The sequence below is a fragment of the Paracoccus sp. (in: a-proteobacteria) genome, assembly GCF_032007265.1.
Classification (GTDB): Bacteria; Pseudomonadota; Alphaproteobacteria; order Rhodobacterales; family Rhodobacteraceae; genus Paracoccus.
In genome coordinates, this window is sequence record NZ_DALZMB010000002.1 from 4,155 (window position 1) to 20,751 (window position 16,597).

15 protein-coding genes are annotated in these 16,597 nt (G+C 60.7%); 2 read left to right on the plus strand and 13 right to left on the minus strand.

Annotation, left to right across the window (positions count from 1 at the left end):
* Both RTS12_RS00745 and RTS12_RS00750 read left to right on the plus strand, forming a co-directional pair.
* The coding region (locus RTS12_RS00745; protein WP_312524696.1) for an endonuclease at window positions 1-1,805 on the plus strand (1,805 nt) is incomplete at its 5' end.
* Window positions 1,798-3,747 carry a type IV secretory system conjugative DNA transfer family protein gene (locus RTS12_RS00750; RefSeq protein ID WP_312524697.1) on the plus strand — a complete coding sequence of 650 codons (1,950 nt, stop codon included), beginning with the start codon at window positions 1,798-1,800 and terminating at the stop codon, window positions 3,745-3,747. The genes RTS12_RS00745 and RTS12_RS00750, both read left to right, overlap by 8 nt.
* A 155-nt stretch (window positions 3,748-3,902) precedes the next feature.
* On the opposite strand, the gene RTS12_RS00755 is transcribed toward RTS12_RS00750, so the two are convergent.
* The 13 genes from RTS12_RS00755 to RTS12_RS00815 all read right to left on the minus strand — a co-directional run bounded on the left by RTS12_RS00755 (window position 3,903) and on the right by RTS12_RS00815 (window position 16,381).
* Window positions 3,903-4,487, minus strand: coding sequence for a L,D-transpeptidase (locus tag RTS12_RS00755; RefSeq protein WP_312524698.1), 585 nt, complete (start codon window positions 4,485-4,487; stop codon window positions 3,903-3,905).
* A gap of 16 nt (window positions 4,488-4,503) precedes the next feature.
* Window positions 4,504-5,109, minus strand: a complete 606-nt coding sequence (locus RTS12_RS00760; RefSeq protein ID WP_312524699.1) for a CAP domain-containing protein — start codon at window positions 5,107-5,109, stop codon at window positions 4,504-4,506.
* A 120-nt stretch (window positions 5,110-5,229) separates the two neighbouring features.
* Window positions 5,230-6,408 carry a M23 family metallopeptidase gene (locus tag RTS12_RS00765; protein WP_312524700.1) on the minus strand — a complete coding sequence of 393 codons (1,179 nt, stop codon included), beginning with the start codon at window positions 6,406-6,408 and terminating at the stop codon, window positions 5,230-5,232.
* 20 nt (window positions 6,409-6,428) lie between these two features.
* On the minus strand, window positions 6,429-7,019 hold the full coding sequence (locus RTS12_RS00770; protein ID WP_312524701.1) for an SCO family protein: 591 nt from the start codon (window positions 7,017-7,019) through the stop codon (window positions 6,429-6,431).
* Window positions 7,016-7,495, minus strand: a complete 480-nt coding sequence (locus RTS12_RS00775) for a copper chaperone PCu(A)C (RefSeq protein WP_312524702.1) — start codon at window positions 7,493-7,495, stop codon at window positions 7,016-7,018. Before RTS12_RS00775 ends, RTS12_RS00770 begins: the two co-directional genes overlap by 4 nt.
* A gap of 2 nt (window positions 7,496-7,497) precedes the next feature.
* Window positions 7,498-8,100 (minus strand): SCO family protein, encoded by a 603-nt coding sequence (locus RTS12_RS00780; RefSeq protein WP_312524703.1) that lies wholly within the window; start codon window positions 8,098-8,100, stop codon window positions 7,498-7,500.
* Window positions 8,101-8,538: 438 nt separating this feature from the next.
* Complete coding sequence (locus tag RTS12_RS00785) at window positions 8,539-10,143, minus strand: murein L,D-transpeptidase (protein WP_312524704.1); 1,605 nt, start codon at window positions 10,141-10,143, stop codon at window positions 8,539-8,541.
* A 258-nt stretch (window positions 10,144-10,401) separates the two neighbouring features.
* Window positions 10,402-11,751, minus strand: coding sequence for an Nramp family divalent metal transporter (locus tag RTS12_RS00790; protein ID WP_312524705.1), 1,350 nt, complete (start codon window positions 11,749-11,751; stop codon window positions 10,402-10,404).
* Between the two features lie 60 nt (window positions 11,752-11,811).
* On the minus strand, window positions 11,812-12,492 hold the full coding sequence (locus RTS12_RS00795) for a thioredoxin domain-containing protein (RefSeq protein ID WP_312524706.1): 681 nt from the start codon (window positions 12,490-12,492) through the stop codon (window positions 11,812-11,814).
* Window positions 12,489-12,902 (minus strand): disulfide bond formation protein B, encoded by a 414-nt coding sequence (locus tag RTS12_RS00800; protein ID WP_312524707.1) that lies wholly within the window; start codon window positions 12,900-12,902, stop codon window positions 12,489-12,491. The genes RTS12_RS00795 and RTS12_RS00800 overlap by 4 nt, the downstream gene beginning before the upstream one ends.
* A complete protein-coding gene (lspA, locus tag RTS12_RS00805; protein WP_131389291.1) occupies window positions 12,895-13,377 on the minus strand; it encodes a signal peptidase II in 483 nt (160 codons plus the stop codon). The genes RTS12_RS00800 and lspA overlap by 8 nt, the downstream gene beginning before the upstream one ends.
* Window positions 13,374-13,979: a methyltransferase gene (locus RTS12_RS00810; RefSeq protein WP_312524708.1), complete on the minus strand. Its 606-nt coding sequence runs from the start codon at window positions 13,977-13,979 to the stop codon at window positions 13,374-13,376. The genes lspA and RTS12_RS00810 overlap by 4 nt, the downstream gene beginning before the upstream one ends.
* Window positions 13,980-13,996: 17 nt before the next feature.
* Window positions 13,997-16,381, minus strand: coding sequence for a heavy metal translocating P-type ATPase (locus RTS12_RS00815; RefSeq protein ID WP_131389295.1), 2,385 nt, complete (start codon window positions 16,379-16,381; stop codon window positions 13,997-13,999).
* Between the last annotated feature and the right edge of the window lie 216 nt (window positions 16,382-16,597).

Genomic DNA, 16,597 nt, shown 5'->3' on the forward strand with positions numbered 1-16,597 from the left:
ACGACGCCTTCCGCGAAGCCATGGTCGAGGCGGCTGAGCGCCACGGGCTGCGCCTTGAAGCCACGCGGCGGCTAGACCGGGGCGTGCTCACCCGCGCAGCTACCGATGCCGAAATCCGCAAAGCCATGGATGAGGGCAGGGTGCCGGTGGAGCGCCAGCGTACAGGTGCCGATCTGGACCGCGCCATTGCCGAGGTGGCGCGCAATGCCGCGATCTATCGCGGCCTCGCTGCCGAGGCCTCGCGTTCGAACTTCCACGATGTTGCGGAAGCCCTGTCTCGGGCCGGGGATGTGCTTGCCCGCGGTGATCGTATCCAGTCAGACGGAGTGTTGTATATGAGTGATGAAGTTCATGATTTTGACCAACTGATCGATCGGTTCTCGCAGAACATTCGACAGATTGAGGGGTTGATCGAACGCGCCCCTGCCACTGAGCGCCCGGTGATCGAGCGCAAGCTGACCGATGTGCTGCGCGAGGTCTCGCATCTGCAGCCCTTGGGCGATCGCTCTGACGCATTGCATGAGCCGGGGTCCCGAGATGGGATCTATGCTGCGCCTAACCTGGTTGAGGCCCACAGGGACCAGCTCGAAGATCCAGGTCTTAAAGCCCGTGTCACCGAAGCGGTGCAGGGGACCGGAATCGATAGCGACGCTGTTCTGGCCCGCATGCGTGAGGGTGCGGGCAATGCGGCGCTGGAACAGCAATGGCTGGCGCAGGATCTACGCGCCATCGCAAAGGAAGAGCAACTTGATCTGCGCGACACTGTGCAGCGTGATCAGGCGATGGACCGTCTTGAGGCGGTTCATGGCAAGCTGGGCGATGTGCTGACCGAGGCTCGCGTCCTGCGGGTCGTGGAGGATGTGGAGAGGGAAGGGCCGGAAAGGGAAGAGGGGGCAAGGCTTTCGGAGGCCTCCGCTCACCTCGTTTCGACCGACAACGTAACCCTGCGTAGCGAGCCGGACATATTCAGCCCGGCGGAACGGGAGGAATTCCGTGCGCTGGTCAAACAGTTCCAGAGGACGGATTTCAGCTATCCCTATTCCGATGACCCGCGGGCGCGGCGTGATGGCGAGAAGCAGGTGGCCGAGGCGAAAGAGGCCTTCGACCGCTTTGCCGAACGCTCGCCCCAGCATGCTGAAATTGCGACCATGGCCTGGGAAAAGGCCACCGATGTCATTCAGCCCCCGGCAACTGGCGTTCGGGTCGCACATCGCACCCTCCATGCTGGCGATATGGATCTCGCGCAGCGTGATCCGTCGATCCGCCTCGGTCCGATCACAGAGGAGGTGCGCGAGATGGCGCGCTTGCGGGCCGAGACCCCCCAGGAGCAGATCCGCGATGCCGTCAGCCGGGAGATCAACCAGCTCCATGCTGCAGGCGCATCCCGCGACCGCATCATCGAGAGGCTGGCCGAAGTTGAGGACGACACCCGCCAGGCCTATGCCGAACGCCGCAACCTTGATCTGACAGCTCCCCAGCTTGCCTCCGCCTTACGCCAGGCGGCCGACGGCAAGGTTGATCTGGCCTCGGATGCGGCGCGACACCGCTTCGTCGAGCAGGTCAATGATCGCCTGACCCCAACCGAAATCGATGATCTGCACCACGGCGATGCGAAGGTGCTGGACCGCATCACGCCCAATGCGCTCGAACAGTTGCAGCTTGCGCGGGCCTATCTGGAGGCCAGGGAGGTTCATGCCAATGATCCGGCGATGGACCGGGTGCTCGAGCGGATCGTGGAACAGCGCCACGGCGAGGATCTGAGGCATTCCCTCTCCCATGGTGAGAAGGGGATCACCCATGGATAAGGGACGCATGCTTCTTGGCGCCGTAGTTCTGACCCTGCTCGGGCTTGCCATCGGCTATGTGCTGGCGACGATCTATTTTGCCGTCCAGTATGGCTATTCGACGCGCAGCTTCGATCTCACCCTGCTGGCGCGGAACTGGCTGGGGCTGAGAACCTCGGCTCCGCAGGATTTCCTCTGGGTGAATGGCATCATCCTCGGGACCGGCCTCGCCGCCCTGCTCCTGACCGCCACGATGCTCGGCGATGCGCTGACCCGCTTCGGCACCACGCATTGGCAGAGCCGGGCCGAGATGAAGCGCAACGGCTTCTTTGCCGGGCCGGGAGCAGGGTTCCTGCTCGGCAAGATGGGTTCACCGAAATCGAAGAAGCCCTTCATCGTATCTCGGACGTTCCCGCATGCACTGGTGGTGGCCCCGACAGGCCGGGGCAAGGGGGTCGGCTTCGTGATCCCGAATCTCCTGACCTATCGCGGCTCGGCCGTGGTCCTCGACGTCAAGGGCGAGAACTTCCGTGAGACCTCGCGGTTCAGGGCCTCCACCGGCGACAAGGTATTTCGCTTCGCGCCCACCGACTGGGAACGGCCAACGCATCGTTACAACCCGCTCGCCCGGATCGCGGCTCTGAAGAACCCCGACCGCCAGCAGATGGAGCTGAAGCTCACTGCCAAGCTGTTCCTGCAGACCGACAATGAAAAACTCAGCGGTCTGCTCGCCGGCGGGATTGATCTCTTCGTTGCGGCCGGGCTGCTGGCCTTCGAGCGCGGGAACCCGACCATCGGCGAGATCTACCGCATCACTGCCTCGGGCGGGAACAAGCAGCTGGAGTTCCTGAAACGGGCAGAGGAGGTGAAGAACCCTTCGGCCAGGCTGATCTTCGAGCGCATGGCTTCGACCAACAATGACACGCTGACCTCTTATCTGTCGCTCCTGATGACCTCTGGTCTCGACACCTGGGACAACCGCGCGATCGATGCGGCAACGGCGACCTCGGATTTTTCTTTCCGGGACATTCGCCGGCAGCCACATGCGGTCTATCTGGTGGTGGAATCCGAGATGGTCGGGCCGCTGGCCCCTCTGATCCGGCTGTTCTTCTCGGATCTGATCGCCTCGCTGCAGGCTGCGGAACCGGGAACGGATGAGCCCTGGCCGGTGATGATCATGCTCGATGAATTCGACCGGCTGGGGAAAATGCCGATCGTGGCCGAAAGCATCAAGACGCTGCGGTCCTATGGCGGCAACCTGGCCATCGTCACCCAGACCATACCGGCATTAGATGAGATCTATGGCGAGAACACTCGCCGTTCCTTGCAGGGTGGGGCAGGGGTGAAGCTTTACCTGACGCCTTCCGACCAGAAGACCATCGAGGAACTGAGCCAGGCCGTCGGCAAGACGACTAAGCGGGTAGTCACACGGTCTCGCTCGGTGGGACGCAATCCCTTTGAGGGTCGCAGCGTCACCGAGCGCACAGAGGAAACACCGCTCCTCAATGAGGATGAGGCGCGGCGGCTGGATCTGGACGAGGTGATCCTCGTCGTCGATGCCCAGATGCCGATCCGAGCACGGCGCATCAAGTACTATGAAGATCCGGCCCTGAAGGTGATCCATGCCGGGCAGCAGGGCGATCATCCCTATCCGGATGCAGAAAAGCGGCAATATGATGCGCGATTAAAGGAAGCGGAGGAGGCAGTTGAGCGTCTGTCTCGCGGCCTTCAGGCCATATCGCATCCTCAGGTTGGGTCCGAACCAAATGGCGGCCTACCTGCTCAGTCCACCAATCCATCGGCTTCAACGCTCCCGAAATCTATGCGCAAGGGAAAGACCAGAACCCCGCCCGTGCCGCTTGAGATCGATTTCGGAGCACTCCCCGGTCTTGAATATGAGCGGCAGGCTGTCGAAATGGCAGTCTTGAAGACTACCGGAATTCTTCAGGAGCATGCGGAGTAGCGCGCGCTGCCTTCAGAAACAGCAATTCTTCGTCCTATGCTCTTGGCCAAATTTCGCGGGTTCATGCCGCATTTAATGCTGCGGCATGACATCTCAATCTATTGAGTTGGATCTGTCGGCGTGATGGAAAGTGGCTCCCAATACGGACGGGGCGGTCAGAGCAATCTCACCTGTGTACCAATTTCAACGATCTCAAACAAGCGCTCGATATTCTCATTATAAATACCGACGCAACCGTTAGACGCTGGTCGTCCGATCTTCTCGACCAGGTCGATGCCATGGATCCGATAGTACTGCCAACTCAGGTTCAAAGCCCGCGATCCGAGTGGATTGTCCGGGCCCGGCCCTATCGATTGCGGAAGCGACGGATCGCGAGCGCGCATGTTGGGTGTTGGGATCCACGTTGGATTACGGCGTTTGAGAGTGACTTCCGTGTAGCCCCGTCGAGTCAACTCCTCGCTCATCGGCACTGAGGAGGGGTAGACCAGATAGAGGCTTTGATCCTCTGACCAATAGTGCAGGACTCGAGATTCAAGGTCACAAAGAATCGCCCCTTTTCGCAAATGCTCAAAGTGATCCTGCCAGCGCTGTGCCTGGAAACTCGCTGTGTTGTGTCGTCTGGGAGCCGATGGGGCCACCATGGTGACATCCTGAGCTCTCAGAACCGCTGGTGTAGCGAACGCAGCCATGCCGGTTGCGGCAAATGTCAGAATGCGCCGACGGGTCGGTAGTTGCGACATGAAAATCTCCCTCTTTTTAATCGGCGACGGTTAAAGTCCACCAGAGTTTGTTATTGGGTTCCTGGTAAACTCCAATCCCCATGCGTCGTGCGGTGGAGTTGAGCAAAATCGCTCTTTGGCTGGAAGTGCCCATCCATGTGGCGATAGCTTGAACTTCACTCTCATAGGTTTCAGATACGAGTTCGCCTTGCACAACGCCGACGAAGCCAGCGCGGCGGGCACGGTCCATCGGAGAGCTTCCATCGGGGCCGAAATGCCAGGCGCGCCTCTGCTCGGCCATCGACCGTGAATGGCCGTCTGCGGCAGAAACAAGTGCGGGGTCCAAAACGACTGGAGCAAGACCCGATGCTACGCGCGTGTTGTTTACCGTTTCCAGTGCCCGCTCGCGCACTCGGTCAATGTTTTCCGGCGTCACGGGATAGATGCCCTGAACAGACGCGCCTGTTTCATCGAGCCGTGGTGGCGTAGACGGGTTGAACTGTGCACAAGCACTAAGCGTCAGAATGACAGTGAGGCCAAGGACAGCGCGCAAGCCAGCAGGTACAGGCATGGCCGGTTTCGAGCTGCGAACAGCGGTCGTGGCTGGAACCGTCCATGTTTGAAGTTCAATTTGATCTGGCATTCTGTTCTTTCATCTTCTCAAGATGCTTGTAATTCCTACAGCGACATGAGGTTCAAGGTGTCTGGCGCTGAATTGCACGACTTTCACGCGAATTTCAGGATATGTGATAAGGCTACATTCTTAGCCTTCTTGCTCGGACGTGTAATTCGTCGCGAGGCGGCCTTGTGTCAGCGCGTCAATGTCAGCAGCACTGGCGACTTCCTGTACGGGCATGGCATCTTCTTCCATCGGATCGATGGGGCGCCCGTCAACCCGGACCTCGTAATGCAAATTGGGACCGCTCACGAGGCCGGTTGCTCCGACGGAGCCGATACGATCTCCGGCTCGAATACGGGCGCCATTTGCTATCCCGTCGGTGAAAGCGGAAAGATGGGCATAGCGGGTGATGACCCCACCGCCGTGATTGATGTCAATAGTCATGCCATAGCCCCGGATCGTACCGGCAAACACAACCCTGCCGGCACCTGTTGCATTGACAGGTGTTCCGATCGGCGCGGCATAATCTATGCCGGTATGCATCCTTCGTCCGCCAAGCACAGGGTGATTGCGATTGCCAAAGACCGATGAGAGACGCGCGCCCATGATTGGTGGCGCGCTGCGTTGAACGAGTTCGCCATCCTCAAAGAGCAGCACCGGGCTGGCCGGATCACTTGCGACCAACTCATAGTCATGCCCGCTGATGGAAAGGCGGGCGTAGGAGAGACGTGGCTCTCCAGCCAGACTTCCATCGGGCAGACGATCCTCCTGCCAGATCAGGGCAAAAGTTTCTCCACCTCGAAGGTCGCGCCGGAAGTCTACCTGACCTGCCATAAGTGCGGTCAGGTCGACAGCGAAACGGGCAGGAGCATCGGCTGCGATAAGGGCGTCATAGAGTGAGCCATCCAGCACCAGCGTTTCCATCCGGTCGCGCGCAACGACTTCGGGCTCCAATAGAACCGCCTCGACCTCGTCGGTAAACACCAGTGACACTTCCACTCCGTTCGAGGCGAGGAGCTGAAGCGTTGAAAGCCGCGCCGCATCATCGGGCTGGGTTGTCCAGCGCAGGACGTTGCCGGGCCGCAGATCGCGCAGATCGTATACCCCTTCGAAGGCGAGTGCGGCCTCCATCCTGTCGGCTGGTACGATCCCGCTCCGGGCGAGGACCCGGTCGAGGGAATCTCCCTCTGCGATGACGGATTCACCAGTTGTGATGGTGATCGAAAGCGAATCTTCTGCTTGCGCCTCTACGGGGGCCTCTGCCCGAAGCGGTGTCGCCATCGCGAGAAACAGGAGCGGGATTGTCGTTCTTAATAGGGTCATCTGGCAGGATGTCCTTCTTTCTAGCTCAGGATGCGGCGGATCTTGGGAACCGCGAAGGCGGGATCTTCGTGAAAATCTATGATGCTTGCAAAGCGTCCATCCGGCCGGAACAGAAACACGCCGGCGGTGTGGTTCATGGTGTAGTCGCCATCGTCACGCGGCACTCTTTCGTACCGAACCCTGAAATCTTGGGCGGCGCCTGCTATCTCCTCGGCAGTCCCCGTCAATCCATCGATCTGCGGGTCGAACAGGCCGACATAGTCCGCCAGCACCTCTAGAGTATCGCGGTCAGGATCGACGGAGATCAGCGCGATGGTGAGTGGGTCGGCTTCAGCGCCCAACTCCTCTATCCACGCGGCGATGTTCATCAGTGTGGTCGGGCAAACATCCGGACACCAGGTGAAGCCGAAAAACACGATTGCCGGCCTGCCGATCCAGTCGCCCGGACCGACGCGCTGCCCCCTGTGGTTTGTGAGTCGCCAGTCCATCTCTGACAGTGCCAGGGGTAAGGGTGAAGCCCCTGCCTCAGACTGGCTGCCTTGGCTGCGCCAGGCACCCAAAGCCAGGGTGCCCGCAGCGGCCGCAACGAGGGCCGAGGTGCCGAGGATCAACTGTCGTCTGTCTGGCACACCGGCCCCCTGGCAGTAACTGCGGCGATGCCGACATCAATCGCGACGTCACCAGCGCGCTCAAAGGTCAGGGTGAGCGGAAAGGACTCGCCTTCCGTCAGTGCAGCATTAAGGTTCATGAGCATCCCGTGATAGCCGCCCGGAGAAAGGCCGACCGTCGCGCCCGCAGACACAGGTATGCGTGAAGCATGGGGCATGGTCGCCACGCCATCCGTCACCACAGTTTCATGCAGCATCGGCATCCCAGCGACCGGCGTTGCGATCCCGATCAAGGCATCATCTTCATCGCCAGAGTTGACTATATCGGCATAGAAAACTGCCGGGCGTTCAGCACCAATGGTCGCCCGCGACCAGGCATTGAGGATAGTCAGGTCCCCGGCTTGCCAGGTCGGGCAATCCTGCGCAAACGCAGCGGGTGCTGTCAGGCCAAGGACCATCGCAGCCGAAAATAACTTCATGTTCAGAACCTCTCCTGCAGGTCTGCGAGGATTTCAGTGGAGGGAGTGCCATAGGCGAATTGGCGCAACCATTGCCCATCTGGCGCGACGAGGAACAGGCCAGGACTGTGCGACATTGTGTAGCCATCAGGCGCATTCTGATCATCTTCGCGTGAATAGTAGATGCGGAAGCTCGCGGCTGCGGCTTGTGTCGCTTCCGGTGATCCGGCGAGTCCAAGAATTTGCGGATGGAAGGCCTGTGTATACTCGTCGATCCCAAGCGCGCGGTCGCGCTCCGGATCAATCGAGATGAAGATTGGCTGCACATTTGCTGCCTGCGGGCCGAGATCTTCAAGAACTTGTGCAACCTCGGAAAGGGTTGTCGGACAAACATCGGGACAATTCGTGAATCCGAAGAAGACCAGCAGCCATCGTCCACGGAATTCTTCGTTGGTGCGCGGACGGTCTGAACTGTCCTGCAAGCTGAAGACTGGGCTGAATTCCGAAGTCGCAGCTATACTGGACGATTCTGAAACCCATGGTCTGGTGTTCACGAGAACAAAGCCCACGGAGGCCAAAATAGCCGCCACCCAGAGGGCTTTCTGGAATCTGCTCAGTCGGATCACGGGTTCAAATCTCCAGGAAGCGGGTGAATGCGATGCTCAATGCCATCGCACACAGGAAAAACGCGATCCCGAACCCGGCGGCATATTGTAGCATGTCCAAGCGGTTACCGCCCCGCTTGCGCGCGAGAAAGCCTCCCCACGCCGCTCCGACTACCAATGCAACGACGGAAAGCAATGATCTGACTCAAGGTGTTCGGACATGGATTGGCTCTCTCCCCGTTCCTGCGGCATAGCCGGACTTGAGCAAGCCCCTACAACCTCAAGCAGCTAGAGGTTCAAGCGGTATTGCCGCACCTCACAGCTTTGTCAGAGACTGCCGATTAAGATCGGGAACGGCTTTTCCTTTGAAGACTCCGGGCGCAACGCAGCCTGCGAAAGCCCGACCGTGACCGGCATCCCTAAGGACGCAATGTAAGTCCGCTGTCGAGCAAAATACGCTCAGCTCACTTTGAAAACTGCACCGGCCTCGCTCAGTGCATCATAGAGTTTCGCGTCGCGGCCATAGATGTCTTTACGGAAATGCACCCCGCCACGCGCACTGGTAAAAGCGGTCCGGTACTCGAGATGCACCGGCACTGGCTCGTCGAGAGTGATCCTGGTCTGCCGCTGGCTGCGCAGGGTGGACTGGAAAAGTTCCACCGGGTCATCGCTTTGGCGCGACAGGAGCTCGTATGCAAATTCGTGCGGATCCTGCAGCCGGATGCAGCCAGCAGAATATGTCCTGACCGTATTGTCGAACAAGTTTCGCTCGGGGCTGTCGTGCAGGTATATGGCCCAGGGGTTAGGGAACATGAACTTGACCGTCCCCAGTGGGTTGGTTGGTCCCGGTGCCTGGCGCAGGTTGTAGGGAAAGTTGCGCGGAGTATAGCGTGAGAAATCAATCGCACTTCGCGGGACAACGCGACCGGCGCTGTCGATCACCTCCAACTGTCGGGCGCCACCACTGGCAAGGCTATTCCAGTAAGTTCGCGCAACGATCGAACGGGGCAGCGTCCAGTCGGGGTTCACTTCCAGATAGGTCATCCGGTGGGAGAACTCCGGCGTCTGCATGTCGTTCGGGCGGCTGCCGATGATTGAAATCGTGTCCAGCGTCACCAGATCATCGTCCATGATCTGTGTCGTGAAATCGGCAAGGTTTACCCAGATATGGCGTTGACCGCGGGGAATGTTCAGCCATCGCTCGCGTTCCAGGGCAACGGTCAGGGATTGCAGCCGCGCCTCGGGGGAGAGGTTGATTTCCTGCAGCGTGGCCTCATCGGCAATACCCGTGGGCGCTATTCCATGGAATCGCTGGAATGCGGCTACGCCGTTCTGGATACGGTGATCATAGCTGGCGATGGCGGTGCGGGACAGGTAGCCCATTTCCATAAGCCGGTTGCGTAGAGCGACCACCTGCTCGCCCACATCCCCCGGACGTAGGCCAGATGATGTTACCTCCGGTCCCCAGCCACCGCGAGAGATCTGGCTTTGAATTTCGAAGATTGCGCGCAGAAGGCGTGTGTATTCCGGGCAGGCAGGCATCAGGCTACGCATGAAGACCGCCGGTTCTGCGCTAACGAAGCCATGCATCAAGGTTGCCACATCTGGCCGGGGAAGGGTGCGGACGATCTGTGAGATGATCCGCTCTGGTTCCAGCACCCCGCTGCCGATGTCTCTCGCGTAGCGGACGAAGAGCTTTGACGTTCGCGCCTCAAGCCTTGCCCGATCTCGCTCGCTCCGCACGTCATGGTAGCCAGCAATCAGGCCCTCCAGATCATACTGCACTGTCGGCAACCCATGATTGCCGGCTTGAGACAGCGCCGTGACAAGCGCTGACCTGCGGACCGAATCTTCGGGGCCAGTCCAGACAGGTGCATAGCCGGTATCGCGGTAAAAGGCGGAAAGTCCGGGCTCATCGGCGACAGCTTCTGCCAGTGCCAGGCTGAAGACGGGAAGGCCCTGAGCAGAAAGCGGTCCGGTGGACAGGCCGATGAGACTGGTTGCCGCCATCATTCCAAGCACCTGCCTGCGTGATGCCCTTAGGCTCTCGGTGGTGCTATCCATGGTATCCTCCGTCACTGTCCATTCCAAAGCGTCAGCGCTGCGATGCCGACACAGAGACCGGACTGAGAACCAGAAACTTGCGAGCAATTTCCTGGTTACGGAGGCTGATTTGTTCGATTTTATAGGACCTCCAGTAGGTAGAGGTTCAAGAGCTTTATCCCGCCCGACAGTTGGCATCACAGGAATATGAGTTCTCGTGAGTGCACTAGGTCGGGGACCGACAGTGTCCGATACCAATGCCCTCTTGCTACTCGCGGGTCAGCTTCCTGCGATCGACATCAGCAGGTTCAGGTTCAGCCAGATGATGGTGACAGCGATCACGGCGCAAAGCGCGGACAGCCAGCGCGGTGCGACCAGATCGCCCATTTTCTGTCGGCTTGCGGTGAACATCACAAGTGGCACGATGGCAAAGGGAAGCTGAAAGCTCAGCACCACCTGACTGAGGATCAGAAGCCGCCCCATCTCGGCGCTGCCCCAGATCAGGATCACCCCGACAGCGGGCACGATGGCGATGGACCGGGTAATGAGCCGGCGCAGCACCGGGCTGATGCGGAAGTTGATGAATCCTTCCATCACGATCTGCCCGGCCATGGTTGCCGTTACCGTGGCATTCAGCCCTGAACACAGCAGCGCGATGCCGAACAGTGTGGGGGCCAAAGAGCCGCCTAGTAGCGGGGCTAACAGAGCGTGGGCCTGATCGATCTCAACAATCTCGGTATTTCCGGTGCTATGGAATGTGGCTGCGGCCAGAATCAGGATCGAGGCGTTTATCAGCAGCGCAAGCATCAGCGCGATGGTGGAATCCCATGTTGCCATTCGCAGGGCTTGCTCACGCGCGCCGGGTGCCGTGCCCCAGTTTCGCGTCTGCACAATTCCGGAATGCAGATACAGGTTATGCGGCATCACAGTCGCCCCGATGATGCCGAGCGCAAGATACAGCATCTCGGGATTTGTCGCGATCTCGACCGAAGGGGCAAAGCCGATGATGACCGCGTTCCAGTCGGGGTCGGCCATGGCGATCTGCACGAAGAAGCAGGCCGAAATGACTACCAGCAGGGTGATGACGAAGGCTTCGACCCAGCGAAAACCCCGGTTCTGCAGCCACAGGATCAAAAAGACATCCAGGGCGGTCAGAATGACCCCAATCTCCAGCGGGATGCCAAACAACAGGTTCAGACCGATGGCGACGCCGATCACCTCTGCCAGATCGGTTGCAATGATTGCAGCCTCGGCAAAGAGCCAGAGCGGCCAGGACACCCATGACGGGAACGCATCGCGACAAGCCTGCGCCAGATCGCGCCCTGACCCGATGGCCAGTCGGGCGCAAAGCGATTGCAGCAGGATTGCCATGATATTCGACAAAAGTGCTACGAACAGCAGCGTGTAGCCGAACTTCGCCCCACCGGCGAGCGAGGTCGCCCAGTTGCCGGGGTCCATATAGCCCACGGCCACCAGATAGCCCGGCCCGACAAAGGCCATGAAGCGCCGCCAGGGCGTACGCCCCTGCGGCACCACAACCGAGCCATATACCTCCGAGAGCGACGGCATCGGGCTTTGGCTACGCCAGCCCTCGGTCGGCTGGAAATGCGGCGTGGTCCTGGCTGTCATGGCGACTCAGTTGCGAATGATTTGCAATTGCAATCTATTCGCAACCGGCTGCCACGTCAATTACTGACCTGCGGCGGAGGCTTGCACCGCAGCGCGCACCGCAGCCGAGAGGCTCTCGAAGCTGACCTGACCGAGGGGAGCGCCATTCAGGTAGAATGTTGGGGTTGCCCTGACGCCGAGCACCTCAATATCCGCGCGATCCCGATTGAGGATCGCCACAGTTCCGGGAGAGCGCAGCTCAACATCACGTGCAGAGATATCAAGCCCCTGAGCTTCAGCGATTTGCCAGGCGATCTCCATCCGTGGGCCGTCATGCAGTGCCCAGTTCGGCTGGCTTTCCAGCAGTGCGTTAAGAACCGGCTCGAACAGATTCTGGCGGCGCGCGGCCTCCAGAATGGCAACAGCTTCGTCGGAACCCTGATGGAAGGCGGCATAGCGCATCACGATCCGCAGCTGATCGGGGAACTCCGTCCGCAACTGCGTCAGGACAGGGTGGAAGGCCCGGCAAGCCTCGCAGGAGGGATCGAAAAACTCGACCAGGGTAACCGGCGCATCCTCAGCGCCGAAAGATGCGGCACCCGGGCGCAGCAGAACCGAATTGAGATCAGGAACCTCGGCCGCCCGCCGGGCCGCCTCGGCAAGAGCCTCTTTCCGGCGCTGATCCTGAACATACCAGGTTCCGCCTGCGTAAACGGCCAGGCCAGCGGCCAGCGATCCGAGGATGAGGGTGCGGCGATTCATGGTGCGCGTCCTTTCGGCAGAAGCAGGAGGAGAATGGAGAGGAAGGATGCCAGCGACAGCCAGGGGATCGGCAAGCCGAGGATGGATTGCGCGGCCGAGTCCGTGCAGGAGGGGCCGGTCTGCGTGCAGGGGATGACCGGCTCCGGGATCAGCCCGGCATAGAGGCCGGAATGCCAGGCCGCGATCAGCAGCCCTGCACCCGCCAGTGCCAACGCGTAATACCGTCCCGCCGGATCGTCGCGCCAAAGGGCAATGGCCAGCACGGCGGTGATGGGGAACATCGCGATGCGCTGATACCAGCACAGGGTGCAGGGCATCTGGCCAAGCACCTCACCGATGAACAGCGCCGAAAGCGTGGCGATCAACGCGACAACGAAGGCGAGCGTCATCCGGGTGTTCAGATCAGGCATGGGGCCTCGCGCTTTGTCGGGGGCGCCGGAAACCGGTGAAGAGGATCAGCACAACACCGAGGAAAATCGCGATATCGGCGCCATTGAAGGCAGGCCAGTGCCAGTCTCGCCAGTAGAAATCGAGGAAATCGGTCACCGCGCCTTGCCGCAGCCGATCAATGATATTGCCGCTTGCGCCACCGGCAATCAGTGCAAAACCAATACGTTCAGCCGATGTGCTGGCACGCAGGCCCATCCAGGCTACGCCGAGGGTGATTGCTCCCGTGAGGGCCGCCATCAGTAGCGGCTTGTCGGCCATGAAGCCGCCCATCATCCCGAAGCTCGTGCCAGTGTTGAAACCAAGCGTCAGGTTGAAACCGGGCATGACCGGGACGGGCGCGCCGTAGGTCAGGGCTGCCAGCGCCGCAGCCTTGCTCAGTTGATCGACGATGATAGCGGTCAGCGCGGGGACGGAGAATGTCAGCCAGTTCTTCATGCTGCAGCTTTCCTTGGGCCGATCCAGCGCGGGACCTCGCGCATATAGCGGGCATAGGATTCGCCATGGGCGGCAAGCAGAACTGCCTCCTCGCTGCGGATCTGGTTTCTGGCCGACCACAGAAACAGCATCGGCGCGGCCGCAGTCGCGAGGGCCGGCAGGGCAAACGCGATTCCGGTCAGGAGCAGCGCCTGGCCCAGAAAGACCGGATTGCGCGATATGGCAAACAGCCCGCCTGTCACCAGATCACCGCTCTGGCCACTGACAACGCCGACGCGCCAGGACCGGCCCATCCCCGATTGCGCCGCAAGCGCCAGAGACATCCCAAGCCAGGCCATGATTGCTCCGGTAACGCCCGTTGGAAGGGTGCCGAATTCGCTCCACAGCGGGTCGTTCTTGTGCAGCCAGGGGATGCTTTGCCACAGCAGCGGGCCCAGGAAAGCCAAAACGAATGCGCCACGAAAGCCAATCGCCGCCAGCCGGTCCGTCCCCTGAGCAGCACCGAACAGCCAGATGCGCTGCCCAGTCTGCGAGAGGCGCAATGTTGCGGTGAAAAACAGGACAATGTAGATTGAAAGGGCTGCAAAAGCAGCCCATCCCATGAGCGATGGCACCGTTCTCAGCCCTCCTTGGCCGGATCAAAGCGCAAAAGGCGCAAGGCATTTAGCGTGACAAGAACCGTCGCGCCGGTATCGGCCAGGATGGCAATCCAGAGCCCGGTGAGTCCCAGAACCGACGTGACCAGGAAGACGGCTTTCAGCCCAAGCGCCAGCGTTACATTCTGGCGGATATTGCCCATCGTCGCGCGTGCCAGCCGGATCAGAGCTGGAACATCCGTCACCCTGTCGCGCAGGATCGCGGCATCCGCCGTTTCCAGCGCCACATCGGTGCCCGAGCCCATTGCGACACCGACCCCGGCCTGCTTCAGAGCCGGTGCGTCGTTGATACCGTCACCGATCATCATCACGCCGCCTTGGCCGCCCATTTCACGTATCACGTTCAGCTTGTCTTCGGGCATCATCTCGGCACGGTATTCCATGCCCAACTGGCCCGCGATCGCCTCGGCCGTGCGGGGGTTGTCGCCGGTCAGGATCACCGGCGCGATCCCCATAGCCTTGATCTGCCGCATCGCCTCGGCGGCGTCCGTGCGTGGCTCATCGCGCAGCGCGATCAATCCCAGCGGCTGGCGTTCACGGAACACCACAACAACCGTCTTGCCCTCGGACTCCAATTCCGTCGCACGGCGGATATGGCCTGTCGCAATCCCGGCGACCTCTGAGGCGTGGCGAGGCGACGAGACCCAGGCCTTTGCGCCGCCAACCAGCGCCTCGACACCCTTACCGACAATAGCACGGGCGTCAGTCGCGGGCAGCGCCTCGACACCGCCCTCTTCGGCCCGGCGAAGGATCGCCTGTGCCAGCGGGTGCGACGATCCGGTCTCGACCCCGGCGGCCACGGCCAGCAGATCGCTTTCCGCCACATCGGGAGCCGCCAAGATATCTGTGACCTTCGGCTTGCCATGGGTCAGAGTGCCGGTCTTGTCAAAGGCGATGCGGCTTACATTGGCCGCCGCCTCGATGACCGCTCCGCCCTTCATCAACAACCCCTTGCGTGCGCCCGACGACAGGGATGACGCGATGGAGGCCGGAACCGAGATTACCAGCGCACAGGGACAACCGATCAGCAACAGCGCAAGGCCGCGATAGATCCAGGTGTCCCAATCGGCACCAGTCGCCAGAGGCGGAACCAGGATCACCAGTGCCGAGACGAGGACGATAGCGGGCATGTACCAGCGTGAGAAGCGGTCGATGAACCGCTCGGTCGGCGCACGGGCTTCCTCGGCCTCCTCGACCAGCTTGATGATGCGCGAAATAGTATTGTCAGAGGCGGATTTGGTGACCGAGATTCGCAAGGCGGCTTCGGTATTGATCGAACCGGCGAAGACCGACTCGCCCGGCCCCCGCGTGACCGGGACGCTTTCCCCGGTCACCGGGCTTTCGTCGATGCCGGAGGTGCCTTCGACGATTTCGCCATCGGCCGGAATGCGGTCACCGGGGCGAACGAGCACGCGAGCGCCAATCGCAAGGCTTTCGGCTGCAACCTCGCGGGTCTTGCCGTTTACCTCCAAAAGCGCCGTCTTGGGGACAAGATTTGCCAGTGCGCGAATACTGTCGCGTGCCTTGCCAGCGGCCACACCCTCCAGAACCTCGCCCACGGCGAACAGGAAGACGACCAACGCGGCCTCTTCAGCCGCGCCGATGAACAGCGCGCCCACGGCGGCGATGGTCATAAGGCTTTCAATGGTGAAGGGCTGGCCCAGGCGCAATGCCTCGAAGGCGCGTTTCGCCACCGGGGCGACGCCGATCACACAGGCCAGGGTAAAGGCCCAATAGCCATATTCTGCGGTGGTCAGCAGTTCGAACACCCAGGCGAGTGCGAGCAGGACGCCGGTGAAGATCACCAACTGGCCCTTGCGCGTCTGATACCACGCCTTGCCGCGATCTGCCGGGTCGTCGTGCACATGGCCCGGACCGCCATGGCCCGCGTCGGCGTCTCTGCCGGCAGGCGCCGCTAAGAGCCCCGTATTTGAGGGACCGTCATGGCTGTGCCCTTTACAATCAGGCCCAAGAACATGTCCATCATCACCGTGATCATGACCGTGGTGACCTTCAGCGCCATGATTGTGACTCTCATGGCTGCCGTGATCATGGTCTGCGCAACCCGGACCATGCACATGTGGCGTCTTCGTGGCCGTCGTGTCCGGGCTGCCCCGCCCCGGTGTCACGCGGGGCGCAATCTGAAAGCCGAGCCGCCTGACCGTATCCTCAATCTGAGCCGTACCGGTGGTTTCGGGCGCTAGGTTCAGTGTCAGCCGCTCGGTCATCAAAGCAACCTTCACATCGCTGACACCTGGCAGGCGCTCGATCGCTTTGGTTACCTTGACCGTACAGGCGGCACAATCCATGCCGCCAACCGTCCATTCGTGCCGCGCCGGGCTGCTCATTCAAGGTCTCCTGCCCGTTCAGATCCGGGTCAACTGGTCTCATCTGGTCTCATCGAATCATTCAGGTACAACCTCGAGCAACTATAGCTTCAAGAGATTTTTCGCTCATGCCTCTGACGTTTTGTTGAAGACCATATCAAACGGTCAGATTTTGAGGTGTAGCGAAAAATTGAACATCAAATGCCGCGACAGATTGTCAGTGACATAATGTCCAAT